Annotated in this window: 24 protein-coding genes; 7 read left to right on the top strand and 17 right to left on the bottom strand. The window is 70.7% G+C overall.

Annotated features, from left to right (window positions below; translation table 11 throughout):
* Position 1: 1 nt before the first annotated feature.
* Entirely contained in the window at positions 2 to 550 is a 549-nt protein-coding gene (gene rimP, locus H181DRAFT_RS15750) for a ribosome maturation factor RimP (RefSeq protein WP_045865058.1), read from the bottom strand.
* 268 nt (positions 551 to 818) lie between these two features.
* Between rimP and H181DRAFT_RS15745 the strand changes: the two genes are divergently transcribed.
* From H181DRAFT_RS15745 to H181DRAFT_RS15735, 3 genes are all read left to right on the top strand, one after another.
* Positions 819 to 1,388 (top strand): hypothetical protein, encoded by a 570-nt coding sequence (locus H181DRAFT_RS15745; RefSeq protein WP_045865057.1) that lies wholly within the window; start codon positions 819 to 821, stop codon positions 1,386 to 1,388.
* Positions 1,385 to 1,864 carry a ferritin-like domain-containing protein gene (locus H181DRAFT_RS15740; RefSeq protein ID WP_045865056.1) on the top strand — a complete coding sequence of 160 codons (480 nt, stop codon included), beginning with the start codon at positions 1,385 to 1,387 and terminating at the stop codon, positions 1,862 to 1,864. The genes H181DRAFT_RS15745 and H181DRAFT_RS15740 overlap by 4 nt, the downstream gene beginning before the upstream one ends.
* Positions 1,865 to 1,934: 70 nt before the next feature.
* Entirely contained in the window at positions 1,935 to 2,927 is a 993-nt protein-coding gene (locus H181DRAFT_RS15735) for an aminoglycoside phosphotransferase family protein (RefSeq protein WP_045865055.1), read from the top strand.
* Between the two features lie 51 nt (positions 2,928 to 2,978).
* Here H181DRAFT_RS15735 and H181DRAFT_RS15730 read toward each other — a convergent pair whose 3' ends face one another.
* Positions 2,979 to 4,388: a CitMHS family transporter gene (locus H181DRAFT_RS15730; RefSeq protein ID WP_045865054.1), complete on the bottom strand. Its 1,410-nt coding sequence runs from the start codon at positions 4,386 to 4,388 to the stop codon at positions 2,979 to 2,981.
* A gap of 167 nt (positions 4,389 to 4,555) precedes the next feature.
* Here H181DRAFT_RS15730 and H181DRAFT_RS15725 point away from each other — a divergent pair, with 167 nt between their 5' ends.
* The 3 genes from H181DRAFT_RS15725 to H181DRAFT_RS15715 all read left to right on the top strand — a co-directional run bounded on the left by H181DRAFT_RS15725 (position 4,556) and on the right by H181DRAFT_RS15715 (position 7,814).
* Positions 4,556 to 5,479, top strand: coding sequence for a LysR family transcriptional regulator (locus H181DRAFT_RS15725; protein ID WP_045865053.1), 924 nt, complete (start codon positions 4,556 to 4,558; stop codon positions 5,477 to 5,479).
* 168 nt (positions 5,480 to 5,647) lie between these two features.
* Complete coding sequence (locus H181DRAFT_RS15720; RefSeq protein WP_045865052.1) at positions 5,648 to 6,865, top strand: CaiB/BaiF CoA transferase family protein; 1,218 nt, start codon at positions 5,648 to 5,650, stop codon at positions 6,863 to 6,865.
* A complete protein-coding gene (locus tag H181DRAFT_RS15715; protein WP_045865051.1) occupies positions 6,855 to 7,814 on the top strand; it encodes an HpcH/HpaI aldolase/citrate lyase family protein in 960 nt (319 codons plus the stop codon). Before H181DRAFT_RS15720 ends, H181DRAFT_RS15715 begins: the two co-directional genes overlap by 11 nt.
* Before the next feature lie 113 nt (positions 7,815 to 7,927).
* Here H181DRAFT_RS15715 and H181DRAFT_RS15710 read toward each other — a convergent pair whose 3' ends face one another.
* The 15 genes from H181DRAFT_RS15710 to H181DRAFT_RS15645 all read right to left on the bottom strand — a co-directional run bounded on the left by H181DRAFT_RS15710 (position 7,928) and on the right by H181DRAFT_RS15645 (position 20,903).
* Positions 7,928 to 9,637: a proline--tRNA ligase gene (locus H181DRAFT_RS15710; protein ID WP_045865050.1), complete on the bottom strand. Its 1,710-nt coding sequence runs from the start codon at positions 9,635 to 9,637 to the stop codon at positions 7,928 to 7,930.
* Between the two features lie 75 nt (positions 9,638 to 9,712).
* Positions 9,713 to 10,285: a GNAT family N-acetyltransferase gene (locus H181DRAFT_RS15705; protein WP_045865049.1), complete on the bottom strand. Its 573-nt coding sequence runs from the start codon at positions 10,283 to 10,285 to the stop codon at positions 9,713 to 9,715.
* 65 nt (positions 10,286 to 10,350) lie between these two features.
* Complete coding sequence (locus H181DRAFT_RS15700; protein WP_045865048.1) at positions 10,351 to 11,196, bottom strand: GNAT family N-acetyltransferase; 846 nt, start codon at positions 11,194 to 11,196, stop codon at positions 10,351 to 10,353.
* A 186-nt stretch (positions 11,197 to 11,382) separates the two neighbouring features.
* Positions 11,383 to 12,546, bottom strand: coding sequence for a flavodoxin-dependent (E)-4-hydroxy-3-methylbut-2-enyl-diphosphate synthase (ispG, locus tag H181DRAFT_RS15695; RefSeq protein ID WP_045865047.1), 1,164 nt, complete (start codon positions 12,544 to 12,546; stop codon positions 11,383 to 11,385).
* Positions 12,547 to 12,735: 189 nt separating this feature from the next.
* Positions 12,736 to 14,040 (bottom strand): M50 family metallopeptidase, encoded by a 1,305-nt coding sequence (locus H181DRAFT_RS15690; RefSeq protein WP_045865046.1) that lies wholly within the window; start codon positions 14,038 to 14,040, stop codon positions 12,736 to 12,738.
* Positions 14,037 to 15,290, bottom strand: coding sequence for a 1-deoxy-D-xylulose-5-phosphate reductoisomerase (gene dxr / locus H181DRAFT_RS15685; protein ID WP_045865045.1), 1,254 nt, complete (start codon positions 15,288 to 15,290; stop codon positions 14,037 to 14,039). The genes H181DRAFT_RS15690 and dxr overlap by 4 nt, the downstream gene beginning before the upstream one ends.
* A 147-nt stretch (positions 15,291 to 15,437) precedes the next feature.
* Positions 15,438 to 17,354: an acyl-CoA dehydrogenase family protein gene (locus tag H181DRAFT_RS15680; protein ID WP_045865044.1), complete on the bottom strand. Its 1,917-nt coding sequence runs from the start codon at positions 17,352 to 17,354 to the stop codon at positions 15,438 to 15,440.
* Positions 17,355 to 17,602: 248 nt separating this feature from the next.
* Positions 17,603 to 18,775 carry a site-specific integrase gene (locus H181DRAFT_RS15675; RefSeq protein WP_045865043.1) on the bottom strand — a complete coding sequence of 391 codons (1,173 nt, stop codon included), beginning with the start codon at positions 18,773 to 18,775 and terminating at the stop codon, positions 17,603 to 17,605.
* A 2-nt stretch (positions 18,776 to 18,777) separates the two neighbouring features.
* Positions 18,778 to 19,068 (bottom strand): helix-turn-helix domain-containing protein, encoded by a 291-nt coding sequence (locus H181DRAFT_RS15670; RefSeq protein ID WP_052708599.1) that lies wholly within the window; start codon positions 19,066 to 19,068, stop codon positions 18,778 to 18,780.
* A gap of 184 nt (positions 19,069 to 19,252) precedes the next feature.
* Entirely contained in the window at positions 19,253 to 19,534 is a 282-nt protein-coding gene (locus tag H181DRAFT_RS15665; RefSeq protein WP_045865042.1) for a hypothetical protein, read from the bottom strand.
* Between the two features lie 151 nt (positions 19,535 to 19,685).
* Positions 19,686 to 19,859 carry a hypothetical protein gene (locus tag H181DRAFT_RS29470; protein WP_158715443.1) on the bottom strand — a complete coding sequence of 58 codons (174 nt, stop codon included), beginning with the start codon at positions 19,857 to 19,859 and terminating at the stop codon, positions 19,686 to 19,688.
* 2 nt (positions 19,860 to 19,861) lie between these two features.
* The gene (locus tag H181DRAFT_RS15660) at positions 19,862 to 20,080 is read right to left on the bottom strand and encodes a hypothetical protein (RefSeq protein ID WP_045865041.1); all 219 of its coding nucleotides are present in this window, start codon (positions 20,078 to 20,080) and stop codon (positions 19,862 to 19,864) included.
* 1 nt (position 20,081) lies between these two features.
* Positions 20,082 to 20,441 carry a hypothetical protein gene (locus tag H181DRAFT_RS15655; protein ID WP_045865040.1) on the bottom strand — a complete coding sequence of 120 codons (360 nt, stop codon included), beginning with the start codon at positions 20,439 to 20,441 and terminating at the stop codon, positions 20,082 to 20,084.
* 17 nt (positions 20,442 to 20,458) lie between these two features.
* Positions 20,459 to 20,656: a hypothetical protein gene (locus H181DRAFT_RS15650; RefSeq protein WP_045865039.1), complete on the bottom strand. Its 198-nt coding sequence runs from the start codon at positions 20,654 to 20,656 to the stop codon at positions 20,459 to 20,461.
* Position 20,657: 1 nt separating this feature from the next.
* Positions 20,658 to 20,903, bottom strand: coding sequence for a helix-turn-helix domain-containing protein (locus tag H181DRAFT_RS15645; protein ID WP_045865038.1), 246 nt, complete (start codon positions 20,901 to 20,903; stop codon positions 20,658 to 20,660).
* Positions 20,904 to 21,311: 408 nt separating this feature from the next.
* Between H181DRAFT_RS15645 and H181DRAFT_RS15640 the strand changes: the two genes are divergently transcribed.
* On the top strand, positions 21,312 to 21,518 hold the full coding sequence (locus H181DRAFT_RS15640) for a helix-turn-helix transcriptional regulator (RefSeq protein ID WP_052708598.1): 207 nt from the start codon (positions 21,312 to 21,314) through the stop codon (positions 21,516 to 21,518).
* Positions 21,519 to 21,611 lie beyond the last annotated feature (93 nt).

Here is a 21,611-nt window from a genome sequence, read left to right as displayed (position 1 = left end):
GCTACGCCTCCTCCTTGCCTTCCTCGTCAGCGGCCGCGGACCCGTCCTGCGCTCTGCTCTCGGCGGCCTTGCGGTTGAACTCGATCTCCACCCGGGCCTTGGCGATGTCGCCGAAGGCGAGCCTGCGGCGGGTGGGCTTGCGGCCCTTCACGCCGGGGACCTCGAGATCGATGCCCTCGTCGTCCACCGCCGTGATACGGGCGGTGACCTCGCCGCCCCCGGCGGCGTCGGTGAGATCGGCCTTGACCAGCCGCCCCGAGGCGCGGCGGTAGTGCCGCTGCTCGGTCAGGAGGCGGTCCGCGCCGGGGGAGGTCACTTCCAGGACGTACGGGCTGCCGCCCATCACGTCCGTCTCGTCCAGCGCCGCCGAGAGCGTGCGGCTCAGCTCCGCGCACGTGTCCAGCTGGACTCCGTCGTCGGAGTCGACGACGACGCGGAGGACGCGGCGCTTGCCCGCGGGGGTCACCTCGACCTCTTCGAGGTCCAGCCCCTTCTTGCCGACCAGCGGTTCCAGCAGCCCGCGCAGCCTCTCGCTCTGGGTGGTGCTCATCCGGGTGACTCCTCGGCCGCGTGTGCTGTTGTAGGGGGCCTCGTGACAGGGGGCGTTCGCCGCTCCAAGCCTAACGTCTGGCGCGCGCACCGCCGACCAGATGGGGGATCCGCGCGGGAAGTCAGGAACGTTCGGGTACGCATGGGGCAACAGGGGCGGCCCGGCGGTGCGTTCGACAGCGCGCGGGTACGCTCGCGTGGCGATGATCACCGTACGCGGTGCTCACCGCAGATGTTCGAGCGCCGACTCGTGTCCAAGGAGTGCCCCCATGCCGCTCACGCCGTCACCGGCAGCCGGACCGCGCAGACGGTCGATGCTGACCGGGACGCTGAGCGCCCTGGGCCCCCTCGCAGCGCTGGGCGCGGCCACGGGGTGCACGGACGGCGCCGACGAGGACGATGCGCAGGCCGCCCGCAGGGAGCAGAGCCTGCGGAAGAAGGCGGCCGGGCAGAGCCGCGCGCTGGCGGCGCGCTACGAGGCGACGATCGACGCGCACTCCGGGCTCGCGGACAAGCTCCGTCCCCTGCACGCGGTGGCCCTCCGGCACGCCGAGGTCCTCGCGGGCAAGAAGGACGCCGGGCGCGGGAAGGACGGCGCGGCAGGGGGCGGCGGCACCGAGGGCGGTGACGGCAAGGGCGCCGCCGTACCCCGCAAGGAGAAGGCGGCGCTGGCCGCGTTGGGGGACGCGGAGCGGCGCACGGCGGACGAGCGGAACGCGGCGCTCGCCGAAGCGCCTCCCGAACTCGCGCGCCTGCTGGCGTCGGTGGCCGCCGCGGGCGCCGTCCACGCGTATCTGCTGGGAGCCGGCGAGCAGGACGGGGAGGACGAGGGCGCATGAAGAAGCTGGTCGACGCGGTGCAGGCGGCGCTCGCCGCCGAACACGCGACCGTCTACGGCTACGGCGTCGTGGGCGGGCGCATCGCTGAGGACCGGCGGGACGAAGCCCGTCAGGCGCACGACGCGCACCGGGCGCGGCGGGACGCGCTGCGCCGCGAGGCACGCGACCTGGGCGCCGAGCCGGAAGCGGCGGCCGCCGCGTACGCCCTGCCGTTCGCGGTGCCCGACAGCGCGGCGGCGGTACGCCTCGCCGCGGAGCTGGAGGACCGGCTGGCCGGCGCGTACGCGGATCTCGTACGGGCCGGCGAGGGGGCCCGCAGGCGCGAGGCCGCGGGCGCGCTGCGCGAGGCGGCGGTCCGGTCGGCGCGGTGGCGGGGCAGCGGCGTAGCCTTCCCTGGTCTCACCGAGCACTCCGACGGCGAGGACGCCGCCCCCTCGGGCTCACCGACGGAGAGCGCGACGTCAGATCCGCTCTGACCGTCCGCAGCCGTCGAGGTGCCGGTGACGGAACGTTTCGACCACCGCTTCGAAAGGCCGACCTCACCGTATGCCTTCTGCACTGCCTCTCGACCCCCCGCAGCGGCTTGTGCGTTCCCTCCGCTCGCAGCACGGCCACGTCGGCGAGCAGACGGGCAAGGCCGGTGAGCAGTGGCTCGACGGGCTCTCCGCACTGCTGGGACTGATGCTCGACCGCTGGGAGCTGACGCCGGAGCGGATCGTCTCGCCCGGGGGCAGGAGCAGCCTCGTGGTGCTCGTGCGGCAGGCTGACGGCTCCCCCGCAGCGCTGAAGCTGCTCGCTCCGTATCTGGCGGGTGCGCGGGAGCGCGCCGAGCGCGAGTGCGCCGCCCTGCGGCTGTGGGACGGCGGAGGAGCCGTCCGCCTGCTGCGTTCGGACGTCGAGGACGGCGCGCTGCTGCTGGAGCGGCTGCACGGAGAGACGTCGCTTCGCTCGCTGCCGGAGGCGAAGGCCATGCTGGAGGCAGCTTCGGCGGTGCGCAGGCTGTGGGTGGCCCCCGGTGCCGAGATGGGTGCCGGGAGCGTGGGGGCCGGGGCGCCGGACGGTGCTGCCGCGCTCGCCACGCTCGCCGAGCACACCGCTGCCGGCAGCGCTCTGCTCCGCTCGTCCGCGCCGGAGGACGTCCGCCCGCTCCGGGACGAGGCGCTGGAGCTGCGGGAGGCGCTGCTGTCCGACCAGCCGGAAGAGGTGCTGCTGCACGGCGACTTCCGTCAGGGGGCCGTGCTGGCGTCGGACGCCGGACGCGCTCCGTGGCTGGCGGCGGGTCCCGATCCGCTGCTGGGCGAGCGCACGTTCGACCTGGCGCGGCTCGTACGGGACAGGCTGCACGACCTCGTCGCCTCGCCCGGCGCCGCCGCGGCTACCCGCAGGCGTCTGAACAAGCTCGCCGACGGCCTGGAGGTGGACCGCGAGCGGCTGCGCGGATGGGCGCTCTACCGGGCCGTCGAATCGGGCGTACGGCACATGAGCAGCGGTCAGCGTGAGGACGGGGAGCTGCTGCTGGAGTTCGCCGGGTGGCTCTGACCGCTGCCCGCGGAACCGGGCGGGGCCGCCCCGGAGGACGTGGAGCCGCCGTCAGAGCCCGATGGCGCCGGTGAGGAGCGCGGCGGCCGTCATGACGACCGTCGTGCCGAAGGCCCATCCGAAGATGAAGCGCTGGTGCTCCCCGAGCTGGACGCCCGCCATGCCGACCAGGATGAACGTCGAGGCCGTGAGCGGGCTGAGGGGGAAGCCCGTCGTCATCTGGCCGAGGATGGCGGCCCTGGCGATCTCGGCCCGTCCCGTGCCGAATCCTCCCGCCGTCTCGGAGAGCACGGGCAGGACGCCGAAGTAGTAGGCGTCGGGGGTCAGGGCGAGGCTCAGCGGCATTCCGGTGACGGCGACGACGCCCGGCAGGTGCCCGCCGAGGGACGGGGGGACGACCGAGACGAGGGCCTTCGCCATCTCGTCGATCATCTTGGTCTCGGTCAGTACGCCGGTGAGGACGCCCGCTGCGAAGATCATGGTGGTGACCAGGACGACGTTCTTGCCGTGCCGGTCGAGCAGCGCCTGCTGGTCCTCCCACCTGGGGTGGTTGACGAGGAGCGCGACGGCGAAGCCGATGACGAACAGGACCTCCAGCGGCATGACTTGGAGGACCAGGGCGACCAGCAGCGTCAGCGTGAGCACCAGGTTGAAGACCGTCAGCCACGTGCGGGGGCGCCCGCCGACGGCGAGCGCGACGGGCTCCTCCTCCGCGCCGGGGGCGGTCGTCCGGGGCTGCGCACCCTGCTCGCCCGCCTGCCGTCCGGACCCGGTGGCCGTGCCGGGCGGCGGCCCGGCCGTCCCGTCCGCCGCCTTCTCCGCGCCCGCACCGGGTGGCGCTGCGAGGGCGCCCAGGCGGTTCCGCTCGCGCCTGCCGATGAGGTACGAGGCGACCAGCACCCATGCGATGCCGCAGCCCATGGCGGGAAGCACCGGCAGGAAGACCTCCGAGGTGTCCAGCTTGAGGGCGGCCGCTGCCCGTACCGTCGGTCCGCCCCAGGGAATCATGTTCATCACACCGGCCCCCAGGCAGATGATCCCGCTGAGCACCAGGGGGCGCATGCCGAGCCGCCGGTAGACGGGCAGCAGCGCGGAGACCGTGATGAGGAACGTGGACGCTCCGTCGCCGTCGAGGGCCACGCACATGGTGAGCACTGCCGTGCCCGTGCATATTCGCAGCGGGTCACGGCGGCCGAAGCGGAGGATGCCGCGGATGAGGGGGTCGAAGAGGCCGGCGTCGACCATGAGGCTGAAGAAGAGGTAGGCGAAGGCGATCATGATGCCGGTGGGTGCCACCGTCGTCAGGCCTTCGAGGATCATGTCGCCGAGCTCCCCGGCGAATCCCCCCGCCACAGCCGCGAGCACGGGCAGCAGCACCAGGGCGACGAGGACGGACAGTCGCCTGGTCATGGTCAGCACCAGGAAGAGCCCGATCGTGGTGAATCCCAGCGCTGCCAGCATGGTCTCTCGCTCCTCTGTCGTGGCGGCCGGTGGCGTACGTGGTGGGGGTGCTGCCGCATTGCCCGGCAGTGTCGAAGGCGCGTCGGATCGCTGTCCAGCATCGAACTGGGATTCATCTATGCGAGATGCGCATCAGTTCGTCAGGGAAGCACCTATGCTCCGCGGTCATGGATGCCACCCTCCGGCAGTTGTCCGCCTTCGCGGCCGTCGCCCGGGCGGCGAGCTTCACCGCTGCGGCCGCCGAACTGCACGTCTCCCAGTCGTCGTTGAGCCGCGCTGTCGCCGATCTCGAGCGGCTCCTCGGCGCTCAGCTGCTCGAACGGGACACCCGGAACGTGCAGTTGACCGCGGCAGGGGTGGAAGCGCTGCGCATCGCCGACCAGATCGTCAACGCCCACCGGGCGGGCATGAAGGAGTTGCAGCGTTTCCTGCTCGGGGAGTCGGGAACCGTCGCGGTGGCGACCCTCCCCTCCGTGGCCGCCGTGCTGCTGCCGCGGGTGATCTCGGGGTTCCGCCGGGAGCGTCCCCAGGTCGCCATGCGGATCATGGACGGTCTCGAACGCTCCGTACTGGACCGGGTACTGGCGGGCGACGCCGACTTCGCGATCACCACCTTCGGAGAGACCTCTGGCCAGCTGGAGCACCGGCCGCTGGCGCGGGACCGGTTCATCGCCGTCCTCCCGCCGGAGCACGCTCTCGCCAGGCAGGACGAGGTCTCCTGGGAGGAGCTGGCGGCGCACCCCTACCTCGCGGTCGGCCGGGACTCCAGCGTGCGGCGGCTGGCGGACGCCGCGTTCGCGCAGATCGACGCCCGGATCGCTCCGTCGGCGGAGGCCGGGAACGTGGCGACCGTCGGCGGGCTCGTGGCAGCGGGGCTGGGCGTCTCCGCGATGCCGGCGCTCGTCCTCCCCCTCCTCGGGTCCGGGCCGTTCGTCTCGCGTCCGCTGGTGGGGCCCGTCGTCCACCGCCGGCTCGACGTCGTGAGGCGCGCGAGGCGCACGGTGCCGCTGGCCGCGCACCGGTTCCTGGAGACGCTCGACGCGCTCCGTGAGGAAGGCGGACAGCTGCCGGAGGACGTCAGCTGGGCGTGACGCCCCCAGGATGATCGGTCATGCGAAAAGCGCATCGATTGATGGTTCTTTCTTGCTGGACAGGCATTTCTCCCGTCGGAGACGCTGAGGCCGGAGCCTGAAGCCCCGTGCCGTTCCCGCGACCGGCGCGGGCGCAGTCCGAGCGGACCGAGCAAGGGAGAGACCGCCGTGCCGAAGGACCACCACGCCGGCGCCGGAAGCGGCCAGCTGACCGGCCTGAAAGTGGTCGAGTTCGCCCATGTCGTCGCCGGGCCGCTGGCCGGCTCGATGCTCGCCGACCAGGGTGCGGACGTCGTCCACGTCGAGCCGCCCGGCACGGGGGACGCGGCCCGCTCGATGGGTCCCCGGCGCGAGGGCGTCCCCCTGTGGTTCAAGGTGGCCGGGCGCAACAAGCGGTCGGTCACCCTCGACCTCCGCCAGGACCAGGGACGGGAACTCGCACACCGGCTCGTCGCCTGGGCGGACGTCGTGATCGTCACCTTCCGCCCCGGGCGGCTGCGCGAGTGGGGGCTGGACTGGGAAAGCGTCCACCGTCTGAACCCCGAGGCCGTGATGCTGCAGATCTCGGGCTACGGAGCGACCTCCTCGCAGGCCGATCAGCCGGGCTTCGGGAAGATGGGCGAGGCCCGCAGCGGAGTCGTGCACCTCACGGGCTTCCCCGACGGGCCACCCGTGCACACGGGCTTCTCCCACGGGGACGCGGTCAACGGGCTGATGGGCGCGTACGCGGTCCTGGCGGCGCTCCACCGCAAGGCGAACGACCCCGCCTTCGACGGCGAGTGGATCGACCTCGCGCTCTTCGAACCGCTCTTCCGGCTCGTCGAGTGGCAGGTCATCGTCCACGATCAGCTCGGAACAGTGCCGCAGCGCTCGGGCAACCAGCTGGCGATCGCACCGGCGGCCGTGATCAACACATATCGGTCCATGGACGAGGAGTGGATCACTGTCACGTCGGCGACGCTGCGGTCCGTGCTGAACGTCGTACGTCTGCTCGGGCTGCCGGAGGAGGAGTTCGCCACGGTCGAACAGCAGCAGGCCGGGCGCGGACGCCTGGACGACGCACTGCGCGCGTGGGTCGCGCAGAGGCCCACGGCCGTCTGCCTGGAGGAGTTCGAACGCTGCGAGGTGGTGGCCTCCCGGGTGTTCGACGCCGCGGACATCGCGGAGGACCCCGTGTACGCCGAACGCGAGGACATCGTCACCGTCGACGATCCGCAGCTCGGCCCGGTGCGGATGCAGGCCGTCATCCCGCACTTCCGGCAGCAGCCCGGAAAGGTGTGGCGCACGGGCCCGGAGCTGGGCCAGGACAACCGCCTCGTCTACCAGCAGTGGCTCGGCCTCGACGACGAGCGGCTGGCGGAATTGGAGCAGCAGGGTGTCGTCTGACAGCAGCGCGGCCGGCCGTACGGACAAGGGAGGAACCAGCCGTCTCCCCTTGCGCTCCCTGCTGTTCGTGCCGGGCAACCGGACGGAGTGGCTGGCCAAGGCCGAGGCCGCGGGAGCGGACGCCGCGATCCTCGACCTCGAGGACGCCGTACCGGAGCAGGACAAGGCGGCAGCCTGCGCCGAAGTGGGCGAGGCCGTGGCCGCCAGGGGCGCACGCGCCGAAGACGCGGGGCGCATGGCCCTGTTCGTGCGCGTCAACGCCCTGGAGAGCTGGGCTGCGGCCGACGCACTCCGCACGGTCGCAGCTCCCGGTCTCGCGGGCGTCGTCCTGCCCAAGGTGCGGGACGAGGAAGACGTCCGGTTCGCGGACCGGCTGCTGGGCTGGTGCGAACGCGAGGAGGGCCTCGCACCCGGCAGCATCGGCCTGGTCCCGCTTCTGGAGAGCGCACTGTCGCTGCGCAACGCGTACGAGATCGGCTCGGCGGCCTCCCGCGTCGCCCACCTCGGTGCGCTCACCGGAGCCGGAGGGGACGTCGAACGCGCCGTCGGCTACCGGTGGAGCCCGGAGGGGCTGGAGACTCTCGCGCTGCGCTCACGCGTACTGCTGGACGTCCGGGCCTCGGGCGCCCCCCATCCGGTGGCCGGCCTGTGGACGCAGATCGACGACCTCGACGGGCTGCGCCGCTTCGCGGAGCAGAACCGCTCCCTCGGCTACACGGGGATGATGGCGATCCACCCCTCGCACGTCCCCGTCGTCAACGACGTCTTCTCCCCCGGTGCAGCCGAACTCGACCGCTGCAGACGTCTGGTGGCCGCCGTGCGGGAGGCGCAGAGCAGGGGCAGAGGCGCCGTGGCCTTCGAGGGGCAGATGGTCGACGAGGCCATGGCGGCGACGGCTCAGCAGACGCTCGACCTGGAGCGGCGGAGGGCGCGGGACGCCTCTGCGTGACCCCCGCACCGGTGCCGCGTCCGCCTGGCCGCCCAGCTGCCGTGCGCTGCTCGCACGCCGACGGCCCGGCAGAAACCTGCCGGGCCGGGACGCCACGCGGCGGTGCGCCGCCGTCAGGCGAGGGAGAGCCGCGAGACCGCCTCCGCGATCGGCAGCTCCTCGCGCTCCCCGGTACGGCGGTCCTTCACCTCGACGAGGCCGTCCTTCGCTCCGCGGCCCACGATGAGGATCGTGGGGACGCCGAGCAGTTCGGCGTCGGTGAACTTCACGCCCGGTGAGACGCCCGTGCGGTCGTCGACCAGCACACGCGTACCGGCGGCACCGAGCTGTTCGGCGACCTCCAGGGCGAGTTCGGTCTGCATCGCCTTGCCCGCCGCGACGACGTGGACGTCTGCCGGAGCGATCTCACGCGGCCAGCACAGCCCCTGCTCGTCGGCTGTCTGCTCGGCGAGCGCTGCGACGGCTCGCGTCACACCGATGCCGTACGAGCCCATCGTCACGCGGGTGGGCTTGCCGTTCTGGCCGAGGACGTCGAGTTCGAAGGCATCGGCGTACTTGCGGCCGAGCTGGAAGATGTGGCCGATTTCGATCGCCCTGCCGAGCTCGATGCCCGCACCGCAGGACGGGCAGGGGTCGCCCGGCTCCACGACGACCACGTCCAGGTAGTCGTCCACCTCGAAGTCGCGGCCGCACACGACGTGCCGCGCGTGCTTGTCCGCCTTGTTGGCGCCGGTGATCCACTCGGTGCCGGGGGCGACGCGCGGATCGGCGAGGTAACGGAAAGCCTTGCCGGCCATGCCGTTCTGCGGGCCGACGTAGCCGCGGACGAGGTCGGGCCTGCCGACGAAGTCCTCCGCGGTGACCAACTCGACCTCGGCGGGCGCGAGATGCTCGGCGAGCTTGCCCATGTCCACTTCGCGGTTGCCCGGCACGCCCACGGCGACAATCTCGCCGTCGACCTTCACCAGCAGGTTCTTCAGCGTTGCGGAGGCCGGGACGCCGAGGTGCTCGGCGAGCGTCTCGATCGTCGGGGTGTCCGGGGTGTCCAGTTCCTCGGTCTCCGGGTGGTCCGCGGACGGCGCGGGCACGACGGCGACCGACAGGGCCTCGGTGTTCGCGGCGAAACCGCAGGACGGGCACTGCGCATAGGTGTCCTCACCGGCGGCGGCCGGGGCGAGGAACTCCTCCGAGGCGGAACCGCCCATGGCGCCGCTGACGGCGGACACGATCCGGTAGTCGAGACCGAGGCGCTCGAAGATCCGCGTGTACGCCTCCCGCTGCTGCCGGTAGGACTCGGCGAGGCCCTCGTCGCTGAGGTCGAAGGAGTAGGCGTCCTTCATCGTGAACTCGCGGCCGCGGAGGATGCCCGAACGGGGCCGGGCCTCGTCCCGGTACTTCGTCTGGATCTGGTACAGCGTGACGGGCAGGTCCTTGTAGGACGAGCACTGGTCCTTGACGACCTGGGTGAAGATCTCCTCGTGCGTGGGACCGAGCAGGTAGTCCGCGCCCTTGCGGTCCTTGAGGCGGAAGAGCAGGTCGCCGTACTCGTCGTAGCGCCCAGACACCTCGTACGGCTCCTTGGGGAGCAGCGCCGGGAGCAGCACCTCCTGGGCGCCCGCCGCGTCCATCTCCTCGCGCACGACCCGCGTGACGTTCTCCAGGACCTGGAGCCCGAGGGGCAGCCACGTCCAGATGCCCGCGGCCGTGCGGCGCACGTAACCCGCGCGCACCAGCAGCTTGTGGCTGACGGTCTCGGCGTCGGCCGGGTCGTCGCGCAGTGTCTTCAGCATCGACCGGGACAAACGCTGGACTCGGGCTGCCATGGAATTCTCCGTGCGGTGGTGGAAGTGACTGGGCAGAGCCTATCCGGCGCCGCACACGCCACGGAAACGCGTTCCTCAACGCCGCCCGAGCGGCAGCCACGCCCCCATCACGGCGTACGGGCTGGGGGCGCTGGGGAAGTGGACCTCGCGTGCGAGGTCCACGTAGCCGAGCCGGTGGTAGAGGGCGCGGGCGGGGCTGTCGGTGTCGATCGCGGAGAGCAGCGAGCGTGGTTCGTCCGCCTCGTCGGTGAGCAGGGTGATCAGGCGGCGCCCGATGCCGCGCTGCTGGTAGAGCGGGTGAACGTGCAGTTCGGTGATGACGAACGCGTCGTCCAGCCATGCCTCGTGGCCCGCTGCGCGGAGGTACCCGGAGACGACCGAGGACCACCAGTGCGTGCGGTCGTTCGGCATCCCGTACACGAAACCCACCAGCCGCCCCTCGTCCGACCAGGCGCCGAGGGCGCGCGCCCCCGGCGTGCGCAGGTGCCTCAGCACGATGTGGCGGCGTACGGCGATCTCGTCGTCGCCGAGCCCGAACGCGACCGCCTGCACCGCCAGCGCCTCGTCCACGTGTGCTTCGAGGTCCAGGGGAGAGATGACGGCCCCGCGGGGGTCCTGGGGCTCAGGTCCCCCGGCAGAATGCAGCATGCCGGGAGGCTACAGGCGGCCGGGGCCCGGACAGCACGGCCCGGGTGCACGAGCCGGTACGGGCGTCAGAACAGCACGCTCATGAAGGCGCCCACTTCACGGAAGCCCACTCTCCGGTAGGTCGCCCGGGCCGTCTCGTTGAAGTCGTTGACATAGAGGCTCGCCAGCGGAGCGACCTCGTTCAGGGCGTAGCGCAGGACCGCGGCCATACCGCTCTCCGAGAGGCCCTTGCCGCGGTGCGCGGGAGCCACCCAGACTCCCTGGATCTGGCAGGCGTGCGGGGTGGCGGCGCCGATCTCCGCCTTGAAGACGACCTCGCCGTTCTCCACGCGGGCGAACGAGCGGCCCGAACCGACGAGTTCGGCGACGCGGGACTGGTAGACGAGACCGCCGTCCCCCGCGAGCGGGGAGACCCCGACCTCCTCGGTGAACATCGCCACGCAGGCGGGCAGCACCAGGTCCATCTCGTCCTTGCGGATACGGCGCACCAGTGGATCGGGCCGCACATCGTGCGGTACCTCCTCGGTCACCATCAGCGGCTGGCGGCGGCGCACGTCGCGGGCCGGCCCCCAGTGCGGTTCGAGGTACGACCACAGAGCGGCGGTCGGCTCGGCGGGGCCGACGATGGACGAGCAGCGCCGGCCCTGCCGCCGGGCCCGCTCGGCGAAGGCGCGTACGGCTTCGGGACCGGCGCACAGCGGCACGAGGTTCGCGCCGGCGTAGCAGAGCGCCTTCAGACGCCCCCGCTGGTACCAGCCCCACATCTCGCCGCCGAGGCGCACCGCGTCGAGGCCGGCTGCGTGCACCCGGGAGGCGATGAAGGCGTTGTTGACCGGCTCACGGGCGAGCAGGGAGAGGACGTCGTCGAGTTCGGCGGGGTCGACGACCCTGGTGGATGTGGTGGTCAACAAGGTGTCTGCTGCCTCACCGGGACGGCCCCGAGGGCTCGGGGATGGGGAGAGGGGACGTTCTCCGAGCCTACCCCGGGCGAGCGGCACACCTGCCGGACGGAACCGGCCCCTCCCGGGGCCTCGCGCCACGCCCGTAAGGTGCCGTAGCCGGCGTCGCGGACCCCCGGAGATCCGAACGAGAGGTCCTCAGCCGCCGATCGCGACCTGGGGCTCGCCGGAGGCCACGCCGTCCTTCTCCATCTTCTCGGCGATCTTCATCGCCTCGTCGATGAGCGTCTCGACGATCTTGGACTCGGGGACGGTCTTGATGACCTCGCCCTTGACGAAGATCTGGCCCTTGCCGTTGCCGGAGGCGACGCCGAGGTCCGCTTCGCGCGCCTCACCGGGCCCGTTGACCACGCAGCCCATGACGGCGACCCGCAGCGGAACCTCCATGCCCTCCAGGCCCGCCGTGACCTCGTCGGCCAGCTTGTAGACGTCCACCTGGGCGCGGCCGCAGGACGGGCAGGAGACGATCTCCAGGCGGCGCTGCCGGAGGCCGAGGGACTCCAGGATCTGGATGCCGACCTTGCACTCCTCGGCCGGGGGCGCGGAGAGCGAGACGCGGATGGTGTCGCCGATGCCCTCGGAGAGCAGCGCGCCGAAGGCGACGGCGGACTTGATCGTGCCCTGGAAGGCCGGGCCCGCCTCGGTGACGCCCAGGTGCAGCGGGTAGTCGCACTGCGCGGCGAGCTGCCGGTAGGCGTTGATCATCACGACGGGGTCGTTGTGCTTGACCGAGATCTTGATGTCGCGGAAGCCGTGCTCCTCGAAGAGGGAGCACTCCCACAGCGCCGACTCGACGAGCGCCTCCGGGGTCGCCTTGCCGTACTTCTGCAGCAGCCGCTTGTCGAGGGAGCCGGCGTTGACGCCGATGCGGATGGGCGTTCCGGCCGCGGAGGCGGCGTTCGCGATCTCCCGGACCTTGTCGTCGAACTGCTTGATGTTGCCGGGGTTCACGCGCACCGCGGCGCAGCCTGCGTCGATCGCGGCGAAGACGTACTTCGGCTGGAAGTGGATGTCGGCGATCACGGGGATCTGCGACTTGCGCGCGATCGTCGCGAGCGCGTCCGCGTCGTCCTGCGTCGGGCAGGCCACGCGGACGATCTGACAGCCCGAGGCGGTCAGTTCGGCGATCTGCTGGAGCGTCGCGCCCACGTCCGAGGTGCGCGTCGTGGTCATCGACTGGACGGACACCGGTGCGTCGCCGCCCACGGCCACCGGGCCGACCTGGATCTTGCGGCTAATGCGGCGGTCGACGAGTTTGGTCGGTACGTCCGGCATTCCGAGCGAAATCGCTGTCGCTGTCATCAGGCGTGCAACCCCAAGGTGTGGATCGAGAAGTCCCGATAGATCGACGGGCTCCAGCTCCTGAGATTACGGCACCTTCACCCGTACGAGCACATCCGCGGAACGTATTCCCCCAAAGCAGGGCACCCGGGTGCGAATGCCGCCCGGGTGCTCCTGTGTCCGTCCTCGTCCGGCCGCCCGCCGGACGTACTACCCCGCGAGTCTCACCGGGTTGACCACGTCCGCGACCAGGACGAGCAGCGTGAAGCAGATGAAGATCCCGGCGACCACGTACGCGACGGGCATCAGCTTCGCCACGTCGAACGGGCCCGGATCGGGGCGCCGGAAGACCTTCGCGAAGGCCCGCCGCACCGACTCCCACAGCGCGCCCGCGATGTGGCCGCCGTCCAGCGGCAGCAGCGGAAGCATGTTGAAGAGGAAGAGCGAGAGGTTGAAGCCGGCGACGAGGAAGAGCATCGTCGCCACCCGCTGCGTCGGAGGGATGTCGAGCGAGAACACCTCACCGCCGACGCGGGCCGCGCCCACGACTCCCATCGGGGAGTCCTGCTTGCGCTCCGCACCGTCGAAGGCCGCGTTCCACAGGTCGGGCACCTTGGAGGGGAGTGCGACGAGCGCCTGCACACCGGAGGCCATCATGTCGCCCATGCGGTCGACGGACTGCGGGAACGACTGCTGGACGACGCCGCTGGCCGGCGTGAAGCCGAGGAAGCCCGCGGTGACGTACTCGCCTTCGACGTAGCTGCCGCGTCCGTCGGACTTGGCCACCTTGTTCGAGATCAGATCCGCCGTCAGCGTCTTGCGGGCGCCGTCCCTCTCGACCGTGATGGTGGCGGGGCCCGTGGTGTCGCGGATCTGCTGCTGGAGGGTCTCCCACTGGGTGACGCGCTTGCCGTCGAAGGCGACGATCTTGTCGCCTGGCAGCATGCCTGCCGCCTTGGCGGGCGAGTCCTTGGCGCCTGCGGGGCACTTGTCACTCTTGGCCGACGCGGGGATCACGCACTTCGAGACGGAGGAGACCGTGGTGGTCTGGGTGTTGATGCCGAACGACATCAGCACCACGAGGAAGATGACGACGGCCAGGATCAGGTTCATGAAGGGCCCGGCGAACATCACGATGACGCGCTTCCAGGGAGCGCGCGTGTAGAAGAGCCGCTTCTCGTCGCCGGGCTTCAGCTCCTCGAACGCCGCGGCCCGCGCGTCCTCGATCATGCCCCGGAACGGGGACGTCGACCGCGCGCGGAGGGCGCCGTCCTCCCCAGGCGGGAACATGCCGATCATGCGGATGTAGCCGCCGAGCGGCACCGCCTTCACGCCGTATTCCGTCTCTCCCCTGCGCCGGGAGAAGATCGTCGGCCCGAAGCCCACCATGTACTGCGGTACGCGGATGCCGAACATCTTCGCCGTGGAGAGGTGCCCCAGTTCGTGCCAGGCGATGGAGAAGAGCAGACCGACGATGAAGACGACTATGCCGAGAATCGTCATGAGGGTCGTCATGCGCGGGCCTCCGCTGCTGCCGTCGCCAGTTCACGGGCGCGCCGACGCGCCCAGGTCTCCGCGTCGAGGACATCGGCGAGCGTCAACGCGGTTGCGCGTGGCGTCCCGTGCTCCTCGACCACAGCGGCAACCGTATCCACGATGCCCGAGAACGGCAGCCTTCCTTCCAAGAACGCTTGCACGCACTCCTCGTTCGCGGCGTTGTAGACCGCCGGCGCGGTGCCGCCCGAGCGCCCCACCCGGAAGGCGAGCGGCACCGCCGGGAACGCCTCGGCGTCCAGCGGGAAGAACTCCCACGACATCGCACGCGACCAGTCGAAGACCGGTCCGGCGTCGGGGACGCGGTGGGGCCATCCGATGCCCAGCGCGATCGGCAGGCGCATGTCCGGCGGGCCGCACTGCGCGACGGTCGAACCGTCCATGTACTCCACCATCGAGTGAACGGCCGACTGCGGGTGGACAACGACCTCGATGCGGTCGAAGGGGACGTCGTAGAGCAGATGGGCCTCGATGACCTCCAGTCCCTTGTTGACCAGCGTCGCCGAGTTGACGGTGATCACCGGGCCCATGTCCCAGGTGGGGTGGGCGAGGGCCTCCTGCGGCGTGACATCGGCGAGCTCCGCCTTCGAACGCCCGCGGAAGGGGCCCCCGGACGCGGTGACGAGCAGCTTGCGCACCTCGGAGTGGGTGCCGCTCATCAGGGCCTGGAAGAGCGCCGAATGCTCGGAGTCCACCGGGACGATCTGACCGGGCCGGGCCAGCGACCTGACCAGCGGACCGCCGACGATCAGCGACTCCTTGTTGGCCAGCGCCAGCATCCGCCCGGCCTCCAGGGCGGCCAGGGTGGGGGCGAGGCCGATGGAGCCCGTGATCCCGTTCAGCACCGTGTGGCAGTCGCTCGCGGCGAGCTCTGCGGCGGCGTCGGGGCCCGCCAGTACCTCGGGGATCGGCTCCCCCCGCCCGTACTCCGCGCGCAGCGCCTCGCGCAGCTGACCGACCATGTCCTCCCGCGCCACCGCGACGGTGCGCACCTGCAGCCGGTGCGCCTGCCCGGCCAGGAGCTTCACCCGGCCGCCCGCGGCGGAGAGTCCGGTCACGCGGAACCGGCCTGGATTGCTCAGTACGACGTCGACAGCCTGCGTGCCGATGGAGCCGGTCGAACCGAGGATCACGATGTCGCGTGGGCCTGCCAGCACGTCCACGTCCGTGGGTCCGGGGCGCAGGTGCGGGTCGGCGAGGGATTCCGTCATGGCCCCATTCTGACGGCACTCGGAGACGCGGGAGTCACCGCCCGTGGCAGCACGCGCACATCCGGCACGCCTGCCGGGACGGCGCGGGCGCCCGGCACCGGGTTGTCCAGTGCCGGGCGCCCGCCCTCGCATCGCCTCTCGCGCCCCTCAGCGGATGCGGCGGTGCACGTTCTCCTTCTTCGACGGGCCCGGGGCGGCCTCCGAGATCCACGGGCCTTCGGTCGAGGCGTCGACGACGCCCTCCTCCAGCCAGGTGTACGCGCCGTCGAGGATGTTGCGTACGACCTTGCGGTCCAGGTCGTCCGTGTTGTGCCACAGCCGCCCGAACAGTTCCTCGACCCGGACGCGCGACTGCCTGCAGAAGGCGTCCGCGAGCTGGTACGCGGCCTTGCCGTCCTCGATCGAGCTGCTCAGCGCGTCGCGGTGCGCCTTCTCGGCCCGCACGCAGACGGCGCTCATGGCGAACAGCTCGGCGCCGATGTCCACGATCCGGCCGAGGAAGCCCTGCTTGGTCTCCATCCGGCCCTGCCAGCGGGACATGGCGTAGAAGGTCGAGCGGGCCAGCTTGCGCGACGTGCGCTCCACGTACCGCAGGTGTTCCGCGAGCTGCCCGAAGTCGGCGTACGCGCCCGGGAGCTGGCCGGCGCCGGCGACGAGCTTCGGCAGCCAGCGGGCGTAGAAGCCTCCGGCGGCGACGGCCGCTCGCCCCTTGTCGGACAAGGTCTTGTCCGGGTCGATGAGATCACCGGCGACGGACAGGTGTGCGTCGACCGCTTCCCGCGCGATGAGGAGATGCATGATCTCCGTCGAGCCCTCGAAGATGCGGTTGATCCGCAGATCCCGCAGCAGCTGCTCCGCGGGCACGCCCCGCTCGCCCCGTGCCGCGAGGGACTCAGCCGTCTCGAAGCCCCGTCCGCCGCGGATCTGCACGAGCTCGTCGGCCATCTGCCACGCCATCTCGCTGCCGTAGAGCTTCGCGAGCGCGGCCTCGATGCGGATGTCGTTGCGCTCCTCGTCGGCCATCTGACCGCAGAGGTCGACCACGGCCTCCAGCGCGTACGTCGTCGCCGCGATGAAGGACATCTTGCTGCCCACGGCCTCGTGCCTGGCGACGGGACGGCCCCACTGCACACGCGCCTCGCCCCACTCGCGCGCGATCTTCAGGCACCACTTGCCGGCGCCCACGCAGGTGGCGGGCAGCGAGAGCCGTCCCGTGTTCAGCGTGGTCAGGGCGATCTTCAGCCCTTCGCCCTCCTTGCCGATGCGGTTGGCAGCGGGGACGCGCACCTGGTGGAGGCGGGTGACGCCGTTCTCCAGGCCCCGAAGACCCATGAAGGTGTTGCGGTTCTCGACGGTGATGCCCTCCGAGTCGCCCTCCACGACGAATGCGGTGATCCCGCCCCGGTGCCCGTCCGACTTCGGGACGCGGGCCATGACCACGAGGAGGTCGGCGACGACGCCGTTGGTCGTCCACAGCTTCACGCCGTCGAGCACGTAGTCGCCGCCGTCCGGCACGGCCGTGGTCGCGAGCCGCGCGGGGTCCGAGCCGACGTCCGGCTCCGTGAGGAGGAAGGCGGAGATGTCGGTGCGGGCGCAGCGGGGCAGGAACGCGTCCTTCTGCTCCTTGGTGCCGAACATCTTCAGCGGCTGCGGCACCCCGATGGACTGGTGCGCGGACAGGAGCGCTCCGACGGCGGGGCTCGCGCTGCTGACCAGCGCCAGCGCCTTGTTGTAGTAGACCTGCGTCAGGCCGAGCCCGCCGTACTCGGTGCCGACCTTCATGCCGAGGGCGCCCAGGTCCTTCAGCCCGGCGACCACCTCGTCGGGAATGCGGTCCTCGCGCTCGATCCGCGCGCCGTCCACGGAGGTCTCGCAGAAGTCGCGGAGCTTGGCCAGGAAGTCCTCGCCGCGCCGTACGTCCTCGGCCGGCGGTTCGGGATGGGGGTGGATCAGGTCCAGCCTGAAGCGGCCCAGGAACATTTCCTTGGCGAAGCTGGGCTTGCGCCAGTCCTGTTCGCGTGCGGCCTCGGCTACTTCTCGGGCTTCGCGCTCGGAGACAGTCATCTCACTCATCTCGCCGCGTGGATGGGGACAGGGATCGCCGTGCACTACCGGACAGTGCTACTCGCTCGTATGTACCCGATGCAGAAGAGAACAAGTCCGAGCCTCGCCGGACGCGCCAGAGGATGACTGCAAGACCCAAGGTCAGGACCCTGATTCCATCTGTGAATCGGGGCCTTCTCCGTTGCCCGGAGAGGCCAGCTCTCACAATCTCTAACAATCACGCTCGCTATGGAGTTGTTGATCTTCTTCTAGCCGAGCAGTTCGCCCAGCTTCTCAGACCCCGCCGCCAACGACTGCGGGTCCGAGTGCACGTACCGCCGCTTCGTGAACGACAGGTCGGCATGACCGGCCCACGCGGAGACCACCACGTCGGGCACGCCGTTGTTGGCCATCCACGACAGGCAGGCGTGCCGCGCGTCGTAGAGCCGCACCTTCCGCACGGCCGCGCTGCGCATCAGCCGGTACGCGCTGTGTCGCAGCCACTCGGTCGTGACCGCGCGCCCCAGCTCGTCCACGAGCACGAAGCCGGACGGCTCGTAGCCCTCACCGGCGGCCAGCCTCTCTTCCTTCTGGCGACGGCGGAACGTCTTGAGTGCCGCCGCGACGACGGCGGGCAGAGGCAGCACCCGCTCCCCCGCCTCCGACTTGGTGTCCTTCTCGATCACCTCGCCCGCGATCAACGTGCGGGTGAATTCCACGGACAGCGTGCCCGCCTCCAGGTCCACGGCGGACCAGCGCAGACCGCAGACCTCCGCCGGACGCAGGCCGCACAGCGAGAGCAGCAGCGGCGCGTGGAGCCGGTCACCGGCGACGTGCGCAAGGAAGACGCGCACCTCGTCCTCGTTCCAGGGCTTCCGCGCCCGCTCCCTCGCCCTGGTGGCCTTCCTGGCGGCCTTGGGGATCTTCGTATCGGCGGCGACGTTGCGTGCCACGACGCCGCGCCGGACACCGAGCTTCAGCGCCGACCGCAGGCAGAACAGCGCGAGGGCGACCGTGCGGGAACCAAGCCCCGTGCCCGGCTTCCCGCCGAAGCGGCGCGCGCTGGTCAGCATCCACGCCACCAGGGCGTCCACATCGTCCTCGGTGAGCTGCTGCGCAGGCTTCTGGCCGCAGAAGGTCACCGAGTACCGCGCGCCGTCCTCGTACGACCGCTTCGTGGCAGCCTCCACGTCCGCCGTGGAGACCTTCAGCCATGCAGTCATCAGGTCGGCGACGGTGGTCTTGGACGGCAGGACGAGCTGCCCGGTGGCCCGCTCGTTCACGATGCGCCCGTACTCGTTCTTGGCCTCCGTCAAGGTGTTGCGGGTGACGGTGAGTTGGCGCCGCTTGCCGGTGATCGGGTCGGTGCCCGCGTCCACGACGAAGCGGTACCTCACCTGCCCCTTCGCGTTCGGAGGGAGCTTCTTTATCGGGTTGGACATGATCACTTCTCCTTCTCCTTGGGGGTGCCGTCCTCCCGCGCGTCCGGCGGAGCCGGAGGCAGAAGGTCGGCGGGCCGTACGCCCAACACCAGCGCCAGCGCGGCCAGTTCCTCCACGTCGATGCGGCGCTGACCCATCTCCGTCTTCGTGACCGTCGGCTGTGTCGTCGGCCAGCCCGAGGCGGTGAGCCTTCGGGCCAGCTCGGGCGTGGACAGTCCCGCGCGTTCGCGGAGGTCACGGAGGCGGGCGGCCACGTGGTGTGTGACCGGGCCGGTGCGAGGGGAGTGCGGCATGGAAGAAAGGTACCACAGCTCTATTCCATATCGGAATAGGCGGTGTTTAAACGCCCAGTTAGGAGGGGCTGCCGGACTCTCCAAGGCGGTATCCTGGTGGGGAGGCTGAAGCGCTGTCCTCTCCTTGGGAATGGAAAGACCCCCGGCCGGGAGCGACCGGGGGTCTTTTCGCGTTCTCGGGCGGTCAGCCGCCCAGCTCGGCTTCCAGAAGATCGGGGTTCAGGTACCAGCGCCCGACGCCCGCGTACTCCGGGTTCACGAGATCGAAGCCGGAGAGGGCCGCAAGCTTCACCAGCAGAGCGCGCGGGATCAGCGCCCCCGGGCCGTCCACCGGGGCGGCGCCCTTCCTGGTCTCGATCAGAGCCCGCCCCGCCGCGTCGTAGCCGAGGACCGGCCACGCGTACAGGCTCCAGCTCTCTTCTCCGCCGACGAACACCACGTCGTCGGTCTCAGGCAGAACGATCATGATTCTCTCCTCTTGGGAATTGGGATTCCGGGGGAAGGGGATCGTCCTGCGCGCCTTGGGAAGCGGGTATTCTGGGGGTGTCAGCAGTTGAAGCGGCGCCTCTCCCATTTGGCCATGGCCGGGGCGCCGCTTCAGCGCTTTCCGGGCCGGGTCAGCCCAGCGGAAAAATCGTGCAGAGCTGCGCGTGCCGCTCGGCGAATTCCTGTGCGTTCTCCTCGTCGCGACCCTTGCCGCAGCCGTCGCAGTCCCAGCGGGACTCGGTGGCGGTGACCTTCCGCCCGGTGTGAGCACAGCGGAAGGTCTCCGCCTGCGTCTTCGTCTCCATGATCACTTCTCCTGTTCGACGTGAAGCCCGACGGCCACGCAGGCCGCCGCGTGCTGCTGGGCGGAGTGGTGGGCGTCCTGGGCGGTCTCCTGCTTGCCGCACCCCGAGCACGACCAGTGGTCGCCGGTGACGGTCACACGGTGGCCGTGCTGCGTCCCGTACACGGGGGCGTCGTCCTGCCGGGGCGGGAGCGGCGTCCACTGGTTCAGGCGCTGGGGCATGTCAGTTCCGGTCCAGAACCCTGCACTGCGCCGCGTGCTCGTTGGCGGCCTCGTACGTCCGCTCGTCCCAGCCGTAGCCGTGCTCCTCGCGGAGACGGCAGCCACGGCAGAACAGGAACGTGCCCTCGCCGGTCTGCATCTCGTACACGCCCAGGTAGTTGCCCGCGAGGGTCTGGTACGAGCGGAGCAGGCGGTCACCGGGCTCGGGTCCCGTCCCGGCGGCCTCGTCGTGGCCGATCCGGTCGGAGAACAGCGCGTCCTCGGTGGCGGCGTTCGCGAGGTCGACCCGCGTGGGGCGCCAGTCGTCGCCGCTCGGTGCAGCGGTGATCCGGCCGTCCCGGTCCTTGATGAAGCTGGTCATGATCGTTTCCTTTCGGTTCACAGAATGAAGTGGTCGCGCAGGGGGCTGCGGGTGTCGCAGCGCGCCGCGTGCTCGCGGGCCTTGTCCTCGCCCGTCCCCGCCGTGAAGCAGCCGGAGCAGGCCCACACGCGGCGGCCGTGCTCGGGGTGCGTGGTGATCTCCACGCGCCCGTCGCCGTCCCGGCAGACCAGCCAGCGGCTGTCCAGGGTGGGCATCTCAGGCCGCCTGGAGCGCGCTGGCCGGGGGCGTGGGGTCGGGCTCGCCGGACAGCACCCTGACGAGGCTGGCGGTCAAGATCCGCGTCTTGCCCCCAACCTTGATCGTCTGGAACGGGCACTCGCCGCGCGCAATCGCGGCGTACAGAGCCGAGTCGCTGTATCCGGCTACGCGAGCCGCCTCGCGCACGCTGGCAGTCGGCGCCCAGGTGGCGCTGATCTCCGCCAGCGTCGTCTTCGCCGTCATCCCTTTCTCCTCTCGGGCTGTGGAATCTCTTCGTGCCGCTAGTGGAGCACCGGAATTTCCATGTGAAACCGAAGTTTCCAACCGCGGAGAGGGTCATAACACGCTGACCTGCGGGAATGCGAGAAAGGGAAGCCCGAGGAACTGATGACGACCGCGTGTGAGTTATGGAGCCCCTTGCGGCGGTGAATTCAGGCGTTTAAACGGTGCCTAATGAGCGCTGATGTGATCTGCATCACATGGAATCTCGCGTGAATTCAAGATCCAAAACGATCACCGCAGTTCAGGGAATGGCGTACCACAGTACCAATGGCAGCTTGGTACTCCAGATCTGAGCCTGACCTGCGGCGGAGCACCCCTCGGGCGGTGGGAGACTTATTCCGAAGCCAACCGACGCAGAGGAGATTGGCAGTGGAAAAGGAACTGCTCACCGCACGCGAGACATCCGAGATCACCGGATGGTCGGTACAGCACCTCGCGGATATGCGGTGGCGTAACGAGGGGCCGCCCTACATCAAGTTGGCCCCCGGAAAGGGCGGCGCAGTCCGCTACCCCCGGACGGAGCTGATGGCCTGGATCAAGGCCCGCATCGTCTACCCGGAGAAGGTCCCGGCGTGAGCGCCGCGCAGACCACCCGCAAAGAGCTGCGGCGCCCGTAGGACCGCGAATCCTGGGCGCCGCATAACCGAAAGAAGCTGTGATGAATTCTAC

This window comes from Streptomyces sp. WMMB 714 (assembly GCF_900090125.1).
In the GTDB taxonomy this organism is placed as follows: Bacteria; Actinomycetota; Actinomycetes; order Streptomycetales; family Streptomycetaceae; genus Streptomyces; species Streptomyces daqingensis.
Note: the sequence above shows the minus strand (reverse complement) of the source record. Positions and strands in the feature narration are given on the sequence as shown.